Here is a 16,623-nt window from a genome sequence, read left to right as displayed (position 1 = left end):
ATGATTAGTGAGCATTACTTATAACGTCGACCAACAAGGAGGTTCTCGCATGAGGGAGCTGAAGCCCGTTCTGGACGGCGATGTGACCGATTCACTGATTCTCGTTCCCGCCGATATCACCGAGCAGGAACGGCAGGAGGGACTTCGCTTCACGCTGCCTCTCGACGAGAACCTGCGCACTTTCCTGGTCGAGCACTTCGAGCTCGCCGATGCCGCCGGTTCCCCTGCTGCAGCTGATTCCGCATCGCTTGCCGACGGATCCAGCGCCGCCACCGCCACTGCCAGCGGTAGCTCTGGGGAGAGTGCTACCGCAGAGAGGGGCTCCACCGACGGAAGTTCCACTAGTGGCAGCACAGCGGAAGCCACCACCGCAAGCGGTGACACGGCGGAAGGCAGCGAGACGATCGGCAACTCCGCTACGGCAGGCGGGGCACCGAAGAAGACTCCAACGGCGCCGAAGCCTGTTCTGGAAGAGCCTCGAGTAGTTTTGTCGCCGCGCGAAATCCAGGATCGCATTCGCAGCGGCCAGACGGTGGAGGAGCTCATTGAGTACAGCGGCATGCAGCCGCGCAAGATTGAGTCCTTCGCCTACCCGGTGCTTGCGGAGCGCGCACGTATTGCGGAGCTTGGCAAGCAGTCGAAGCCACGTCGCATTGATGGACCGGCCAAGTTGTCCCTGTGGGAGATTCTCGCCACCGCTTTTGCCGCTCGTGGCCAGGAACTCGCCGATGCCTCGTGGGATGCCTACCGCGACCCGAGTGGACAGTGGATTGTGACGGTTACTTGGAATGTCGGCCACACCACCAACGTGGCCGAGTGGAGTTACCAGGCGGAGGGACTTTCCGCGCTCACCATTGCTCGCAATGAGCTGGCAGCAGAGCTGATTGACCCCGACTTTGCCCGCCGCAACCGAGACTTGGCTCCGCAGGCCAATCGAGCTGCTGATACCGCGGATACCTCTGAGATGCCAGCCGCATGGCAGTCTTCGGCGGAGCCGCAGCGAGGCCACGGGGAGCAGGATGTTCCGTCGCAAAGCGATGCCGCCGACGACGATGTTGACGAGGCGGAGTTCTTGCAGCACCCGGACGCGGAGCAGCCGAAGCGCAAGAAAAAGACTGTCATGCCGTCTTGGGAGGATGTGCTTCTCGGCGTACGTCCGAACGGCCCGAAGAAGTAGGAGTTTCCCTCGACAATGAGCTCCATGACCAGTGGCAACGCTTCTGATTTCGAATTCTCCGCGATTCGCCGCGGTGTAGTCACGATTTGGTTTATCAGCACCAATGACCCTGCTGCGACCCTGGAGACAGGTGTTCAGCACGACCGCGGTTTCGGGCGTCGTTTCCTAGCTCTCTATGACTCGACGCTGCCGGTAACACCGATTGGTGATTTCCCGCTCAACCGCTCGGCGGAAACCGGTGACGGTGAATACTACATCGGTGGCTTTGAGGGCGTTGCCGTACTGCAGACGGTTCTCGATGATGTCTCGCAGCTGTCCAAGCTGTCGCCTCGTCTGCGGCAGGAGATTGCCGCCACGGACGTCTACGCGAGTGTGTCGAATAAATCCACGGGCTTCGGTGCCTTTGCGCATTGGCACGATGGCGAGCTCAAGCGCGCTTTCTCCGCTACTCGCTACCGCACACTGGAAGACATCGGTCTTCCCTGCCCCGCAGAGGGCAGTTTCTGGGCGGGCAAGCACCGCCCGCTGCCCGACGCTTTCGAAGATACGGGTTCACGTCCACGCGAGGGGGTCGGTTTGCCGTTCGTCCCGGCAGAGCTTGCCGACGCCGTCATCACCGACTGGCTCGGATTCGACCCGCATTCGCCCGCTACAGATATCCCTGTTAGTGGTTTTGCGGTGGATGGCCGTCGTGCGGCTCCCGGAGCTTCGTATTCGACGTCTCGTAGTCCACGCGGGCTAATGGGTGAGCCGGGTTCGTCCGAGTCTGGCGCAGAGCTTGACCGCGCCTACGACGACTACGAAGTTCACAACGCAGAGCCGAACCGAGACTTTCTGGAGGAGCTCAGTCGCTTTGGGGCTAAGGCCAAGAACTTCGCTGGCCGCACCTGGCGGCGGGCGCGAGGCAAGTTCGGGAAATAGTTTCTACCGCCCTGCGCGCTGTGACTGAACGCGCAGTCGCTCGTAGAACGCGATCGCCGCGGAGGTAGCCACATTCAGGCTGTCAGTTCCCGGTGACATGGGAATGCGGGCACGCACATCGGTGGCTGCCATCGCGTGCTCGGTAAGCCCCTGCCCCTCAGCGCCAACGAGAATCGCGACCTTGTCCGTGTCCATGGCATCCCACAGGTCCACCGTGCCCGCAGGGGTCATCGACACCACGCGGAAGCCCTGCTCTTTGAGCTGGTCCAAGCTTCGCTGCCAGGTGGTCGTAGTACCGGGCAGAGTCGCAAATGGGACTGTCAGCACATGCCCCATGGAAACGCGCACGCTGCGGCGATACAGCGGATCGGCGCAGGCCGCGCCGAAGACGACCCCATCCACGCCCATGCCCGCCGCGTTACGGAACAGGGCTCCGATGTTCTCGTGGTCGCCGACGCCCTCCATCACGGCCAAGGTGGTGGCTCCGCTCAGAACTTGGTCCACCGATAGCTCCGGCGCGCGGTCAGCGGTGGCCAGAAGGCCGCGGTGAAGATCAAATCCGGCCGCTGCGGCCAGAACCTCGCGGTCGAGTTCAAACCAGGGCACCGTTTCCGCAATAGCGGCCTCGCTCGCGGTCAGTCCGTCGGCAAGCGATGCGAGCTTCTGGCGGGTACCAAAGACTGCGCGGAGCGGAAAGCGTGAGCGCACTAACCGCGGCACAATGAGCGTGCCTTCGGCGATGACCAACCCCTTCCCACCGGGCAGATCGGGGCGGGAATCGGACTTGTTGAGGTTGCGGATGTCATCGAGACGGCTGTCGGCGGGATCGTCTATGACGATGGGCGCAAAGCGTTCGAGGGATGTGGTGGTACTCATGGAAACTCTTTAGCCGCCCAGCAGAGCGGTGAACGGATCGGCGGCGAAGTAGATGACGAACAGGCCGGAGACAATCCACATCAGCGGGTGCACCGACTTGGCGCGACCCGAGAAGATAGCCATCGCAGCAAAGGTGATGAAACCGATGCCGATACCATTTGCAATCGAGTAGGTAAAGGGCATGGTGACCATAGTCAAAAATGCCGGCAGTGCGATGTCGAAGCGGGTGAAATCAATCTCGGTGATCTGCCCGATCATCATGGCACCGACGATGACCAGCACAGGCGCGGCGGCCTCGATGGGCACGATTTCATAGAGCGGGGTGAAAAACATCGCTGCCAGAAAGAGGATGCCGGTGACAATGTTGGCAAGGCCAGTGCGTGCACCATCGGCGATGCCCGCTGCGGAGTCGACAAAGACGGTGTTCGACGAGGAGCTGACTGCACCACCGACAATGGCACCGGTGCCTTCGACAACCAGTGCGCGCTTCATGTCCGGCAGCACACCGTCTTCATCGACAAGTGCGGCCTGCTTGCCCAGACCAGTCATCGTGCCCATGGCATCGAAGAAGTTAGCCAGCACCAAGGTAAACAGCAGCATGGTGGCACTGAGGGCACCGACGCGGGCAAAGGATCCGAAAAGATCCACAGCTCCAACGAGGGACAAGTCCGGCATGCCACCTACACGGTCCGGCAGAGTCGGCACCGCGAGATTCCAACCGGTCGGCACTGGCTTGCCATCAGCGAAGGAGGGACCCGCATCCGTCAAGGCCTCGACTGCGAGCGCAATGACGGTATTCAGCACGATGCCGATAAACAGGCCGCCTGGAATATTGCGGACAACCATGATGCCGCAGATAATCAGCCCGAGGACGAACACGGCGGTCGGCCACGAGGCAATCTGACCATTGATGCCGAGCTGCACCGGAACAGTCGTGTCAGCAGCATCCGGAATACGGCGAACCAGGCCACCGTCGACCAGACCAATCATGGCAATGAATAGACCGATGCCCACACTCATCGCGGCCTTCATATCGGACGGAATCGCGTGGAAGACAGCTGTGCGGAATCCGGTCAGCGCCAGCAGCACGATAATCACGCCGTCCAGCACGACTAGGCCCATCGCTTCTTCCCAGGCCAACCCCTCGTTAGCAACGAATGTCACGGCAACCAGGGTGTTGATGCCCAGGCCCGTCGCAATGCCGAAGGGGTACTTGGCAAAGAGACCAAAAGTAATGGTCATGACACCCGCGGCGAGCGCGGTGACAGCGGCGACCTGTGGTATCCCCAGGCTATTGCCATTGACATCCTCGATATTGCCGAGGATCAGCGGGTTGAGCAGAATGATGTAAGCCATCGCAAAGAAGGTCACTACGCCACCGCGAATCTCGGTTACGGTTGTCGAACCGCGCTCCGTGATGTGAAAATAGCGGTCCACTGCCGAAAGATGGCTCCCCTTCCGTGCAGGCTTGGAGTCCTTCGCCTCATCTGAGGATGTTGCAGAGGTGGACGTACCTTTGTCCATTTTTTATGCCTCTCTAGAGTCTCTTTACTATCCGTGTCACGTGTTTATCCGTGTCAAAGCGGAATTTTTGTGCCGAAAGCCGTAACGGTGCAGTCTCTGGGGCCACGGTGGCGTCGAAGCTGCACCGTCTTCGTCATCGCGTTTGCCTAGGTGGAAAGCTACAGGTGCGAATCCTGGTAGGGTTCCGCTACCGGTGCGCCCTGCCCCGTTACTTCCGGGATAGCTGAGTGAGCACCGCAGCCGTGGTCAAAGCTTACGGCCGTGGCATCGAATGTCCATTCGTTGACACACACTCCCCAGTTCTTACCGAGCGGCCCGGTGAGCGGGACCATAAAGGCGCAGGTTCGGCAACGGTGCAATGCTTCCCGAGCAAAGTCACTCTCGGGGCCGGTATCGCCCTCTTCCCAGCGCTGCTCGGTATCTTCCACACCACGCGCCGACAGCGTGCGGGTCTGCAAGTCATCGCCGTCGAGTCGCTCATCTCCCACTGCAGCCGGCAACAGATCGCGCGGGCCAAGGTCGCCGGGGCGCAACCGCTCCTCGTAGGGAACCCATTCGGGCGCCTGCAGCGCGGTTTCGCCAGGGACAAGAGCCACTTCACTGACCGTCGCCTGTTGAGTGCCCGGCGCGCACGCGACCACCACATGCCACTCCCAGCCCCTATATCCGGGCAGGTCAGCCGCAAAACGATGCACCGCAACGCCCTCGCCCACGACACTTACACCGGTGTGCGCGCCGGCAGGCCCCTCCCCGAGCTCTTCAATCGCGGTACGGGCGGTGTCGACCGCCTGGTGATTCATCACCTTCCCCCGTCGGCGGCTGTTTCGGGAACGTCGTCGATTTTCAGTCACGTTTCCTATCCTAGAGTGAAGCTATGGACAGATTCCCGTCGGGCGACGCAAAACCCGCCCGCTCTTTCCACTCATCACGCTTTACGACGCCCCGAGCTGCCATCCTCTCAGTGGCAACCGCCGCCCTGTTGGCCGGTTGTGCGGCTGAAACTGGTTCAGGTGGCAATCCCTCAGGCGAGGCCCCTTCTAGTGGAGCTAGTGCGGACTCGAACTCCGGCACCGCCCCGAGATCGACTTCGACATCGGTTAATCCCTCCGAGCTGGTCGGTGCCGATAAGGCGCCGGGGCTCGGTGACGTTCCAACACTGAAACTGACCATCGAGCAGTCCTATCCTGTCTTGGCTCCGCCACTTCCCACGGAGAAGAATGTCGCTGCGCCTTTTGTCCAGGGACTTGAGTTCGAACCCGATGGTTCTTTGTTGATGGGCACCGGCCTCTACGGTGAGTCCCAGATTTACCGATTGCCGCAGTGGCTCGACAACTCTGCGGCCGAGCCGACCAACGTGGAAGATTTGCAGCCTGACCTCTTCGGCGAGGGCATCACCCGCCATGGAGATACTGTGTGGCAGCTGACGTGGAAGGAAGGACGCGCCATAGAACGTGACGCGGCTACTCTCAAGCAGCGTCGCGAGGTTCCCTTCGACACCGAGGGCTGGGGCGCGTGCTCCTTCGATGACACCATCGTGACCTCCGATGGCAGTGGCACCCTCACTTTCCGCGCCCCCGATGACCTCTCACCCCTGCGTCAGCTGCCCGTCACTGCAGCAGGCACGGAGACAACGTGGCTCAACGAACTCGAGTGCGTCACTGTCGACGGCGACGCAGCTCCGGACGAAGTGCCGGACGAAGCACCAGCGGACACGAGCGATTCAAACAACCAGAGCAACGCGGACGGACCAAACTCCCCGCAATCGCACCGCGAGATTTGGGCCAACGTGTGGCAGAGTCCATTCATCTACCGCATCAACCCGGAAGACGGAAAGGTCACAGGCATCGTCGATGCCACCGAACTCTTCCGCGACTTGTACGCGCAGCTCGCCCCGGCAGAGCAAAACAGTATTGATGTGCTCAACGGCATTGCACTAATGCCGGATTCTTCCTCCACCTCCCCCAATGGAACCCGTCAGTTCCTGCTTACAGGAAAGAAATGGCCCACAGCCTACCGTGTTACCGTGAGTGAATAGCAGTATCTGGCCCGAGAACGGCTAGTGTGACTGAACGTAGCTTCAATTCCGTTACGAATGTCGGGAAGTGAGAGTTGATGGGATCGAGTAGGCGCCGCTGGCAACAGAATAGTAAGGCGTTCGTGGTTGTCGGCGCTATTGTCGTGGTGGGTCTTGTCGTCACCGGCATCGTCCTTGCTGTCAATAAGTGGACCAACCAGGCAATCGACGACCCACACGCGCTGTCCATCGAGGTCATTCAGGACGGCGAAACCACAGAAGTTCTTCCCTACCGCGTCTGCGACCTCTTTGAGAAGAATGCCTGCACCACGACTGAGGCCAACGCCGCCAAGATCTCCCTGGGCGAGCAGGAGACGGCTGAGGTTAACGTCGGCTCTACTGTTGGCTCTAACTCCTGGACTCTGCAGCGCTTCTTCTCCGACGATGCGGTCAACTCCACCTCTCGCAAGGATCCGGGCGAAGCCACTACCGAGACCATCGCTGGCTCCGCAGCTGTTGCCGGCAAACGCACCCCACTCGGGGTCGTGGAGGTTTCCACCGCGCTCATCGGAAAGAACTCCGAGGGCGAAGAGACCACCTACGGTATTACTTGGTCGATTGTCAACGAACCGTCGTAAAGCACAGCAAAACGCCCGCTCACTGAGGTTTTCCACTTTCATGAGCGGGCGTTTTCACGTCTTCTAACGACTTACGAGTCCAGCTCGCGCGCGACCGCACGCAGGACTTCAGCCATCTGGTGGCCGTCCTTACGCTCCGGGTAACGCCCGGCGCGCAGGTCACGCTGCACCGTCGACTCCAGCATGGAAATCATGTCCGAAATCATGCCGTTGAGATCGCTGGGGCTGTGCTTCTTTGCTTGACGACGGGCTCCTGCGCCCCCACCTGCCCCGCCACGGCGGTGACGGGCACCGCGCGGTCCCTCGTCGAGCACCTTGATCCGGAGAGCCTGCGGGCCTGGGCGGCCGTCAGCGTAGTCGTACTCCAGGCGCTGACCAGTTACGAGTTCTTCCACGCCTTTCGGCAGCACGTTCCTGCCGATGTAGACATCTTCACCGTCCGGATTCGAAACGAAGCCAAAACCGCGATCCTTGTCGTACCACCTGACCTTACCGATGGGCACTTTCCACCTAACCTTCCCGTGCCCTGTGACTGGGGGCACTCAACCTCGTTCCCCTTGTGCAGCGGTGACTGCCCTTCGGGGTCTTCGGATCGGAGATGCAATTCTTCCGCATTTGCCACCGTCCTCGCACGCACAAATGGCCAGAGTTAGAGGCTCGCTCGGGGCGAGCTTGGCCAGACAGGACCGCGAGGATATGCCAGGCCGGGTGCTGTCTTAATGGTGTTCCTTTAATTAAGGTGCGACCAAAACAGGACGCACTCCAACCGGGAACACATTATTTATTACTGCTTACTAGTGCGAAGTGGCGGCAGCGGTAGCGGCGTGCATGTGCACGTCACCTCCGATTACCTAAAGAACTCAATTATACCCATAGATGGGGACATAAAGGGAAGACGGATCTGTGTGAAGCGAGCACTCTCGCGGATTGACGCACCGAGACGGCAACTAACTGCCAGCGTTGGTTCTTTATGGCTATCTCTTATGGCCATCCTTCTCAGTGCATGCGGCGCGCCAAAACCGGAAAAATAACAAGACGATAACGTGAGCTTTATCACATTTTGAAGTTTTAACTTACACAACACCAATAACAGTCACGTCTTTTACCTGCAGTTTCACCTACTTTTATGTATATTTCCCACCTGCGCTCAAAATTAAGAATCCGGCGATTCGCGTGACTATTTCGTTATCAACCGCTACGGTGTGCAATCGACGCGTTTAACGGACGAAGTCGCATAGATCGCCTTCATCTCACTCCAGTGCGATGACATCGGCCCGTTATCAATAACGTGAAGAACTTTCCATAAGAGTGAGATGGGGTTGCATTAGCCCCACTGGCGCCACAAAGAAAATCGACGAAAAGGAAATTTTCATATGGCTCGCCACGCAGCTAAGACCAACACCTTCGCTTCCACTTCGGCAAAGGTTGCACTGACCGGCGCAATCCTCGGTGCCGGTGCCGCTATCTTCGCACCGACCGCTTCTGCAGCTCCGGACTCCGACTGGGACCGCCTGGCACAGTGTGAGTCCGGTGGCAACTGGCACATCAACACCGGAAACGGCTACTACGGCGGTCTGCAGTTCTCCGCAAGCACCTGGAACGCTTTCGGTGGTAACGAGTTCGCTTCGACCGCTGATCAGGCTTCCCGCGAGCAGCAGATCTACGTTGCTGAGAAGGTCCTGGCTCAGCAGGGTTGGGGCGCATGGCCGGCTTGCTCCGCAAGCCTGGGTCTCTCCTCCGGCCCGACCGATCGTCCGCACCCGAGCCAGGGCTCCGCTCCTGTTCGCGCACAGGCCGCTCCGGCAGCTGCTGCTTCCGACTCCAAGACCGACCTGGTTCAGCAGTTCGCTGACCGCCTGTCCAACGTCGACAGCCTGTCCGACGCTCAGGCACTCATCGCTGAGTTCCGTGCACTGACCGGCGAGGTTGAGCTCCCGCAGGAACTGGTCGCAGCCATTCCGTTCGACCTGTCGAAGCTGCAGGGTCTGATTTAAGACTTTCGAGCTAGCCAGCTCATCACAGTAGCCCCGAGGGTAATCCCCTCGGGGCTACTTTTTGCCTTCCGCAGATTGGCGGTGCCGACCCAATGCGAGTTAGTGACTGCGTGAATTACTGTCTGCGTTTATGGCTGGCAACGGCGTGCCAACGCGAGTTAGTGACTGCGTTTATGACAAAAATGGCCCGAAAAATGGCTTGAAAGTGTCATAAACTTACACAGTTTCACATTTGCAGCCCGCATCCATGGGGCCATTCCGGTGGATTAACCGGAAACGGGCTTGAATAAGCCCCCGCCCACTTCAAGCCCCCACTTCAAGCGCCCCTACTCAAGCCCCCGCCCCGAGGCCACAGATGTGAAAACCCGCAGCCATGACTGAACTAGCAGTCACGGCTGCGGGCCTCCAGCAGATGTAGCTCTGCTAAGAACCTAAAAGATTACTTGTTAATCACCGTGGTCGGGTGCACGTAACCCAGAGTCTCCGGATCAACCGGGAACTCAATGTCGCCGAAAGGCGAATCTGCACCAGCGTGGTGAGCAATCAGTTCAGTAACAGCGTGCTGACCAGGCTCGAGGTCCTTCGGCCAGCCGGGATCGACATAGGATTTCTTTGCAACGTTAGCCATGCTGAGATTATCCCAAAAATTTTCTCCCCAGTCACCTTCTCCCCTCCTTAAATCTCACTAAAGTGGGGATTGTCATGACTAGCACCACCCCCTTTGCACTCTTTTCCGACTGGCTGGCAGGTCAACCAGACCAATTTGTGGGCACTATCCTCAGCAATCGCCCCGATGCGCTGTCGCCACCGCCGAAGTCTTCCCAGGTGCTAGCGGCAAGGCTCCAGCTCCGCGCTTCTGTCTCCCGCGCGCTAACCAAACTGCCCGCACTGGAGCTCGCCTGCATTGAGGCCGCCGCCGACCTCGGTGCTGACGCCGAACCCGTCACTGCGGACGCCCTCATCGACTACATTCTCGACTTACTCTCTCGAGCAGAGGTTCCCGCCAATCAACGGCCCACGGCCACGCATATTCGGACAAGCCTCGATACCCTGCGCGAATACGGACTCATCTGGGGCAACGGTCCCGGCCCCCGCGGCACCTTCACCGGCAAGTCCACCCGCAAGAAGCCTCTGCCCTGGCAGGACTACTTCTGCCTCAGCGATGAGGTCGCCACCTCGTTGCCACCTGGCTGGTATCTTCTGCCCAATCCCGATGGCCCCAGCCGCAGCCAGCTACGCACGGCACTCACCGAGGTCACAGACAGGCAGCAGCGTCTCCTGGATACCCTCGCCAACTCCGGAGGGCTCGGCGTCACAAAGGACGCTCATCCGGATGCCGACCCTTCACTGCCGGTCCCAGCGCTCATCAACGCCGGCCTGCTCGAACGCATCGACGAGGGCACCGTCCGCCTGCCCGCCACCGTTCGCGCGCTTATGCGTGGAGTCGGGCTTGCCGACGACGACGTCCCCCTGCGCCCCGAAACCCCCGCTACCCACGCGATCGCCAGCGGTAACGACCGTGCTGCCGCCACTGCCTGGGAAACTTTGCGACAGGCGACTGACCTGCTGGACTTGCTGGGAACCGACCCCGCGCCGACCTTGAAAAACGGTGTCATCGGAGTGCGGGAAACCCGCAATCTCATCGAGGAGCTCGGCGTCGACATCTCGGAGCTGGCTCGCGGCGTGGCTAATCTCAGTGCAGCGGGCCTGGTTCATGTCGGCACTCCGCATCCGGTGCCACTGCATGACACCGGTGGTGACTATTTCGCCCCCACGCTGGCAGCCGACGGCTTTCTCGACGCCGATCTGGTTGACCGGTGGGTGAGTTTGACGGTCGGCACTCGCACTAGCGACGCAGCTCCCTGGCGGGTCGACCAGCTCAATGAGGAAGGCAAGCGCATTGCTCTGCTCTCCCCACAAGCTCGGCTCTCCGGGGTACCGTCAATCCGGGAAATGGTGCTGGCCTGCTGTGCGCAGGTGGCGTCGTCGGCAAGCGACAACGACGTCATTGCTCTGACTGACCTGCGTGAATCCGCCGCCTACTACTACCCAATCACCAACGCGAGGTGCACAGACGAGACGCTCAGTGGCGTGGTCGACGAGCTGGTCGCCCTCGGCATCGTCGTGCGGGACCCGGGCGTGGAAACAATTTCCGTCGGACTTAGCGAGGTCGGCAAAGCCACGGTCGCGCTCATCGAATCCGGCACCGCCGAGGCCTTCGACGATCTACGTGCAGCCTGCAACAACCTCTTGCCGCCGAACGCCTCGTACCTGATGGTCCAGGCGGACAACACCATCGTCGTACCGGGCCCCGCATCCCCGGAGATGGAACGCATGCTCAGTTCGATTGCGCAGCTGGAATCTCCCGGCCTCGCCAGCGTCTACCGCGTGACCGAAGACAGCCTTCGCGATGCCCTCGACGCCGGCATCAATGCCGCCGATATCTCGGAGTTTCTTTCGCGCTACGCCGTCGGCGAGGTGCCGCAGTCCATTACCTATTTGCTTGACGACGTCGCCCGCCGCCACGGTCGTCTCCGCGGTGGCCCCGCAGCTTCGTTTATCCGCTGTGACGATCCGGCCCTGCTGGCCTCATTCCAGAGTCACCAGGCTGGACAAAGCCTGGCGTTGCGGAAGATTGCCGAAACGGTGCTAATTAGCCAGGCCCCGCTTGCCCAGGTGATTGAGACCGCTAGAAATGCGGGCTTTTCCATCATCGCCGAAGATGCAGAGGGTTTGGTGCTGGATCTCGGTCGCGCTCCCTGCCGCATTGAGGCGCCGGCTCCGGTGCCTACTGCGCGTACAACGATGCCCGAACCGGAACGCATCAGCCAGGCGTTGACGGCTATTGCCGATGGCAACCGTGCTGCTGAGCACGCCGGTAGTTCCAGTGGCGCTACGGCCAGTGGCAGCACTGCTGGGGTCTCTGGCTCGGCTGCAGATTCGGCGACAGGTACGGGGACAGCTGCCGGTGCCAGCACTAGCGCCAATGGCACGAGCGACTACGCCTCCGGCACCGAAGCGTTCAAGCTTCTGCAGCGCGCGGCTCGCCATGGCGACGACCTGTATTTGAGCTACGTTGACCGCAACGGCAAACCCGGCCGCAAGCGCGTGCGCCCAGTCACCGTCTCCGGTGGGCAGGTCGATGCTATCGACCCGGCCACCAGTCAAGTGCTGCGCTTCCTGCTGCATCGCATTACCGAAGTACGTCCTGTCGACTAGGCGGCGGGCGCGCGGACCGTCGTAAAGCGATGCAGAAGCGAATGTGGCGGTTCGGGATGATTCGAGCCCGTGACGCATCTTCTGCGTAATCGTGGCAGAATTGACCTTTAGCTTATTTTTGGTCGAATGTCTGCGAGGCGAGGAAATAATGGGTTTCGGTACGGGGCCGCTGATCGTCCAATCGGATAAGACGGTGCTGCTGGAGGTCGATAATCCGGAGGCGGATGCGGCACGCGCGGCGCTGGCACCGTTCGCGGAGCTCGAACGCGCTCCTGAACATGTGCACACCTACCGCATCACCCCGCTGGCGCTGTGGAATGCCCGCGCCGCCGGTCACGACGCGGAGCAGGTGGTCGATGTCCTCGAGCGCTTCTCCAAGTTCCCCGTCCCACAGCCGCTGCTTATCGACGTCGCGGAGACCATGGACCGCTATGGTCGCCTGAGCCTGACAAAGCATCCAGCTCACGGCCTTATTCTGGTTTCACACGACCCTGCGGTACTGGCCGAGGTGACCAAGCACAAAAAGATTCGTCCGATGCTTGGCGAGCAAATCGATGCCGACACCTGGACCGTGCACCCCTCCGAGCGAGGCCGAATCAAACAGGAGCTGCTGAAAGTCGGCTGGCCTGCCAATGACACCGCCGGATACATCGACGGTGAGGCACACGCCATCGCTTGGCAGGATCAGGGCACCGGAGGCCACGACACCTGGGAACTGCGCGACTACCAGCGCATGGCGGCTGATTCCTTCCGCGAAGGTGGCTCCGGCGTCGTGGTGCTGCCCTGTGGCGCAGGCAAGACAATCGTCGGTGCGGCGGCCATGGTAGACGCGCAGCGCACCACTTTGATTCTGGTCACCAACACCGTCGCCGGCAGGCAGTGGCGCGACGAGCTGCTGCGACGCACCTCGCTGACCGAGGACGAAATCGGCGAGTACTCCGGCGAAAAGAAGGAAATTCGCCCCGTCACCATTGCGACCTACCAAGTGGTCACGCGCAAGACTAAGGGAGAATACCGCGCACTCGAGCTATTCGATTCCCGCGACTGGGGCCTCATCATCTACGACGAGGTCCACCTCCTGCCCGCTCCCGTGTTCCGAATGAGTGCGGATCTGCAGTCGCGCCGTCGACTGGGGCTCACCGCTACCCTGGTGCGCGAAGATGGCCGCGAGGGCGATGTCTTCAGCCTGATTGGCCCGAAGCGCTACGACGCCCCATGGAAGGACATTGAAGCCCAGGGCTGGATCGCACCGGCAGACTGCGTTGAGGTCCGCGTGACCCCGACCGAGTCCGAGCGCATGCTCTACGCCACGGCTGAGGCCTCCGACAGGTATCGTCTGGCCGCAACGACGCCGACGAAGATTCCCGTCGTCAAGCAAATCCTTGCCCGACACGAGGGCGAACCCGCTCTGGTGATTGGTGCCTACCTGGATCAGCTCGAAGAGATCGGCGAAGAGCTCGGCGTCGACGTCATCGAAGGGAAGACATCCAACGCCAAACGCGAGGAGCTCTTTGGGAAGTTCCGGCGCGGCGAGATCAACACGCTGGTGGTCTCCAAGGTTGCGAACTTCTCCATCGACCTTCCCGAAGCCTCCGTCGCCGTGCAAATCTCCGGCACCTTCGGTTCCCGACAGGAGGAGGCACAGCGCCTGGGGCGTCTCCTGCGCCCGAAGTCCGATGGCGGTGGCGCCGTCTTTTACTCGGTGGTGACTCGCGATACGCTCGATACCGAATACGCAGCTCACCGCCAGCGTTTCCTGGCGGAACAGGGCTACGCCTACCGAATCGTCGACGCAGACGAGTACCTCGGGCCCTCCCTGCCCGGTGATTCCACCGCTAGCTCGGAATCCTAGAAAACTGGATAACTAAAGGACTGCCATGAACTTTCACTTCCCCGTCAACCGCGAGCACACCAACGCCAACAACGAGTACTACCGCGATGCCCGCCGACTGCTCATCTCCTCCGGCATTTTCTCTGCTCTGCTGCTCGTCGGCGCTGTGCTGGTTCTAATAGTTTTCGACCGCACGCCGTTTGTTATCGGCAGCGCGGTTGTGCTTTTCGCCCTCGCAGCTCTCTACGTCGGCGTTACCTTCCAGGTGCGACGCGCAATTAAGGATCCGCAAGAGCTTTACGACGAATCCCCGCTGGTTCCGGCCATGATTGCGCGTGTGGATGAGCGGACCATGGTGCTGATGACCCTGGTGGACATGCGTAAAACCCCCTCCGATGGCGAGCCCGTCCCGGCCCTGGCTACACGTACGGTCACCACGATTTCCGGTGTTCCCCGCCGCGTGGGCGCGAAGGTGCCAGCTGTTGCTGTGGCCGGTACACACAAGAGCCGCACCGAGTTCTACGACGAAATCACCCCAGTGCCGCTCGCGTGGTCCACTCCAGACAAGTCAATCATTGCCCAAGCCCAGCGCAATATTCCTGTCAACGATTGGAATGTGCTCGAACGCAACATCGACCGGGTGGAAGAGGTACACGCAACGAAGCGCAATCTCCTGCCGCTGAACTAGTCGGGGGCTGTTAGCCCCGACCTTTTGGCACTGAGCTGTTGCCGCCCCGCCCCCCGATTTCCCTTAGCAGCGCTCCCCTCTGTGGTGCTCACATGCACAGCGAGAGCGCCATTAGGAACTGAAACGGGTTGACTAGCTCTTGCCCCAGGACTCTTCGTTCTGCCGGTCAATCGCTTCCTTATCGTATTCACCTGCCGGGTCCTCTGGCAGCTCACGTTCCGTGTGAGTGGCCTCTAGAATGAACCGCGCCGCGTCCGTAATCTGTTCACGCTGAACCTTTGGAACCGCAATCTGGTGAGTCGCCAAGAATACCGCCTGAGTGGCGTCTCCACCTGCCTCCTCGACCTTCTTCAGGTACTCGGTAGCTGGCCGAACGACAGTATCGCGGGAGGCCGCCTGAACGTGGACACGCATGCTTCGCGACGGCTCATGCAATCCCGGTGACACTTCCTTTGCCGAATCATCAGAGGTGCCGAAGAATGCCTGCAACCACACCGCAGGAGCACCACGCAGGTCTAGAGCCGGGGCAACGAGCAACAGAGCAACCGGAGTGTCTTGACTAATCTGGTCTACCGCGGAAACAACGTTGTGGCCGCCTGAAGAGACACCATAAAGAACTAACGGGTTCTGATCACTGATGGGCATTGCACCCAATTTTTGAAGCTGCAACGAATCATCTGCGACAGATGCGACTACCCGCGCAATGTCATAGACGGCCTCAGATACCTTATTCTCTGGTGCGAGCCGGTAATCCACGTCCACAACAATTGCGCCCGATCGGGCTGCCAGGGCAGCCATATTTGGGCCGAAGGAATTCTCACGCAGACTGCCGTCGCCCATCCAGAAAGCGCCGCCGTGTGCGGCAACTACCACAGACCCGGTTGGATCCTGTGGGACAAAAACCCGCACCGGAACGCTAGGACTATCCCCCACCGTCGTATCCGTCACCTCTACTTTGCCGTCGGCATACGCAAGGTATGGCGAGGAATGGTTGACGGCCGCCCCCAGGACCATCATTGAACCGTGAATGATGGCGTCTGGCATACGAGCGCCGCGGTCATTGACTGAAGCACGAGCCTTCTTAATGTCTTCCTCAGAGGCACCCAAGGGGACAACCTCGCTCAAGTAGGAATAGGCCGAGACGTGTTCTTCGAGCCATTCAATAAGCTGTTGTAGCTTACCTTCTTCGGTCGTTACGGGAGTGAAGTTGTCTTGAGCCTCGTCCTCAGAAGAAGCGAGGTTAACCACATCGGAGTTAGGTGTCTGATTAGTCATAGAGACAGTCTGCCACAGAGAGCCAACGAGGATTCACCAAAAGAGGAAACCGAGGATCCGATCGACGCTTAGTTAATTCTGTTTACCTGTGGGTAAAACAAAAGTGGGCCGCAGCACCCCCGCCCCACACGGGAACTGGCTACCACGACCCACACAATAAACTTTTTATGCCGGCGGCGACCTACTCTCCCACACCCTCCCGAGTGCAGTACCATCGGCGCTGGTGGACTTAGCTTCCGGGTTCGGAATGGGACCGGGCGTGACCCCACCGCTAACACCACCGACAAAAACCAGGCAACAACCCATCCCCACCACAACTTTGGGTGGGTGGTGTCATGCCAGACACTGAATAACGGACGCGAGCAAAAACTCTTGTTCAACCACTGTTTTTGTGTGTTGAATGTTTGGTCTATTAGTACCGGTCACCTCCACACCTTACGATGCTTCCAGATCCGGCCTATCAACC

Annotated in this window: 14 protein-coding genes and 1 rRNA gene; 8 read left to right on the top strand and 7 right to left on the bottom strand. The window is 60.2% G+C overall.

What is annotated here, in order from left to right:
• Nucleotides 1-49: 49 nt before the first annotated feature.
• Both sepH and QP981_RS02110 read left to right on the top strand, forming a co-directional pair.
• Nucleotides 50-1,177 carry a septation protein SepH gene (sepH, locus tag QP981_RS02115; protein ID WP_284857836.1) on the top strand — a complete coding sequence of 376 codons (1,128 nt, stop codon included), beginning with the start codon at nucleotides 50-52 and terminating at the stop codon, nucleotides 1,175-1,177.
• Nucleotides 1,178-1,192: 15 nt separating this feature from the next.
• Nucleotides 1,193-2,098, top strand: coding sequence for a DUF6928 family protein (locus QP981_RS02110; RefSeq protein ID WP_070601701.1), 906 nt, complete (start codon nucleotides 1,193-1,195; stop codon nucleotides 2,096-2,098).
• Nucleotides 2,099-2,101: 3 nt separating this feature from the next.
• Here the strand turns inward: QP981_RS02110 and QP981_RS02105 are convergent, their stop codons facing one another.
• The 3 genes from QP981_RS02105 to QP981_RS02095 form a co-directional block, all read right to left on the bottom strand.
• Nucleotides 2,102-2,974, bottom strand: coding sequence for a TrmH family RNA methyltransferase (locus QP981_RS02105; RefSeq protein ID WP_284857835.1), 873 nt, complete (start codon nucleotides 2,972-2,974; stop codon nucleotides 2,102-2,104).
• Nucleotides 2,975-2,983: 9 nt separating this feature from the next.
• Nucleotides 2,984-4,498: an NCS2 family permease gene (locus QP981_RS02100; RefSeq protein WP_284857834.1), complete on the bottom strand. Its 1,515-nt coding sequence runs from the start codon at nucleotides 4,496-4,498 to the stop codon at nucleotides 2,984-2,986.
• Between the two features lie 158 nt (nucleotides 4,499-4,656).
• A complete protein-coding gene (locus tag QP981_RS02095) occupies nucleotides 4,657-5,349 on the bottom strand; it encodes a DUF3027 domain-containing protein (RefSeq protein WP_224433761.1) in 693 nt (230 codons plus the stop codon).
• A gap of 23 nt (nucleotides 5,350-5,372) precedes the next feature.
• On the opposite strand from QP981_RS02095, the gene QP981_RS02090 reads away from it, so the two are divergent.
• Both QP981_RS02090 and QP981_RS02085 read left to right on the top strand, forming a co-directional pair.
• On the top strand, nucleotides 5,373-6,533 hold the full coding sequence (locus tag QP981_RS02090) for a glutaminyl-peptide cyclotransferase (RefSeq protein WP_284857833.1): 1,161 nt from the start codon (nucleotides 5,373-5,375) through the stop codon (nucleotides 6,531-6,533).
• A gap of 77 nt (nucleotides 6,534-6,610) precedes the next feature.
• Entirely contained in the window at nucleotides 6,611-7,150 is a 540-nt protein-coding gene (locus QP981_RS02085; RefSeq protein ID WP_222866997.1) for a DUF2771 family protein, read from the top strand.
• A 71-nt stretch (nucleotides 7,151-7,221) separates the two neighbouring features.
• Here QP981_RS02085 and QP981_RS02080 read toward each other — a convergent pair whose 3' ends face one another.
• A complete protein-coding gene (locus QP981_RS02080; protein WP_070545904.1) occupies nucleotides 7,222-7,653 on the bottom strand; it encodes a cold-shock protein in 432 nt (143 codons plus the stop codon).
• 870 nt (nucleotides 7,654-8,523) lie between these two features.
• On the opposite strand from QP981_RS02080, the gene QP981_RS02075 reads away from it, so the two are divergent.
• On the top strand, nucleotides 8,524-9,144 hold the full coding sequence (locus QP981_RS02075) for a transglycosylase family protein (RefSeq protein ID WP_016423316.1): 621 nt from the start codon (nucleotides 8,524-8,526) through the stop codon (nucleotides 9,142-9,144).
• Between the two features lie 439 nt (nucleotides 9,145-9,583).
• Here QP981_RS02075 and QP981_RS02070 read toward each other — a convergent pair whose 3' ends face one another.
• The gene (locus tag QP981_RS02070; protein WP_016423317.1) at nucleotides 9,584-9,772 is read right to left on the bottom strand and encodes a hypothetical protein; all 189 of its coding nucleotides are present in this window, start codon (nucleotides 9,770-9,772) and stop codon (nucleotides 9,584-9,586) included.
• A gap of 74 nt (nucleotides 9,773-9,846) precedes the next feature.
• Between QP981_RS02070 and QP981_RS02065 the strand changes: the two genes are divergently transcribed.
• From QP981_RS02065 to QP981_RS02055, 3 genes are all read left to right on the top strand, one after another.
• On the top strand, nucleotides 9,847-12,363 hold the full coding sequence (locus QP981_RS02065; RefSeq protein WP_284857832.1) for a helicase-associated domain-containing protein: 2,517 nt from the start codon (nucleotides 9,847-9,849) through the stop codon (nucleotides 12,361-12,363).
• Nucleotides 12,364-12,511: 148 nt separating this feature from the next.
• Nucleotides 12,512-14,215, top strand: a complete 1,704-nt coding sequence (locus QP981_RS02060; protein ID WP_016423319.1) for a DNA repair helicase XPB — start codon at nucleotides 12,512-12,514, stop codon at nucleotides 14,213-14,215.
• Nucleotides 14,216-14,240: 25 nt separating this feature from the next.
• A complete protein-coding gene (locus QP981_RS02055) occupies nucleotides 14,241-14,882 on the top strand; it encodes a DUF3239 domain-containing protein (protein ID WP_284857831.1) in 642 nt (213 codons plus the stop codon).
• Between the two features lie 132 nt (nucleotides 14,883-15,014).
• Here the strand turns inward: QP981_RS02055 and QP981_RS02050 are convergent, their stop codons facing one another.
• Together QP981_RS02050 and rrf are read right to left on the bottom strand one after the other, a co-directional pair.
• Complete coding sequence (locus tag QP981_RS02050; RefSeq protein ID WP_069359667.1) at nucleotides 15,015-16,157, bottom strand: alpha/beta hydrolase; 1,143 nt, start codon at nucleotides 16,155-16,157, stop codon at nucleotides 15,015-15,017.
• Between the two features lie 168 nt (nucleotides 16,158-16,325).
• Nucleotides 16,326-16,442 (bottom strand): 5S ribosomal RNA (rrf, locus tag QP981_RS02045).
• Nucleotides 16,443-16,623 lie beyond the last annotated feature (181 nt).

Origin of the sequence: Corynebacterium sp. MSK047, from assembly GCF_030232285.1 — a bacterium.
GTDB classification, from domain to species: domain Bacteria; phylum Actinomycetota; class Actinomycetes; order Mycobacteriales; family Mycobacteriaceae; genus Corynebacterium; species Corynebacterium jeikeium_D.
The sequence above is the reverse complement of the archived record's forward strand: the minus strand, read 5'-3'. Positions and strand labels throughout refer to the sequence as shown.

Bases quoted from the DNA above. Each gene is read 5' to 3' on its own strand.
- QP981_RS02050 (WP_069359667.1), bottom strand. From the start codon at position 16,157: ATGACTAATCAGACACCTAACTCCGATGTGGTTAACCTCGCTTCTTCT.
- QP981_RS02105 (WP_284857835.1), bottom strand. From the start codon at position 2,974: ATGAGTACCACCACATCCCTCGAACGCTTTGCGCCCATCGTCATAGAC.
- sepH (WP_284857836.1), top strand. From the start codon at position 50: ATGAGGGAGCTGAAGCCCGTTCTGGACGGCGATGTGACCGATTCACTG.
- QP981_RS02055 (WP_284857831.1), top strand. From the start codon at position 14,241: ATGAACTTTCACTTCCCCGTCAACCGCGAGCACACCAACGCCAACAAC.
- QP981_RS02065 (WP_284857832.1), top strand. From the start codon at position 9,847: ATGACTAGCACCACCCCCTTTGCACTCTTTTCCGACTGGCTGGCAGGT.
- QP981_RS02090 (WP_284857833.1), top strand. From the start codon at position 5,373: ATGGACAGATTCCCGTCGGGCGACGCAAAACCCGCCCGCTCTTTCCAC.
- QP981_RS02100 (WP_284857834.1), bottom strand. From the start codon at position 4,498: ATGGACAAAGGTACGTCCACCTCTGCAACATCCTCAGATGAGGCGAAG.
- QP981_RS02060 (WP_016423319.1), top strand. From the start codon at position 12,512: ATGGGTTTCGGTACGGGGCCGCTGATCGTCCAATCGGATAAGACGGTG.
- QP981_RS02085 (WP_222866997.1), top strand. From the start codon at position 6,611: ATGGGATCGAGTAGGCGCCGCTGGCAACAGAATAGTAAGGCGTTCGTG.
- QP981_RS02110 (WP_070601701.1), top strand. From the start codon at position 1,193: ATGAGCTCCATGACCAGTGGCAACGCTTCTGATTTCGAATTCTCCGCG.
- QP981_RS02075 (WP_016423316.1), top strand. From the start codon at position 8,524: ATGGCTCGCCACGCAGCTAAGACCAACACCTTCGCTTCCACTTCGGCA.
- QP981_RS02070 (WP_016423317.1), bottom strand. From the start codon at position 9,772: ATGGCTAACGTTGCAAAGAAATCCTATGTCGATCCCGGCTGGCCGAAG.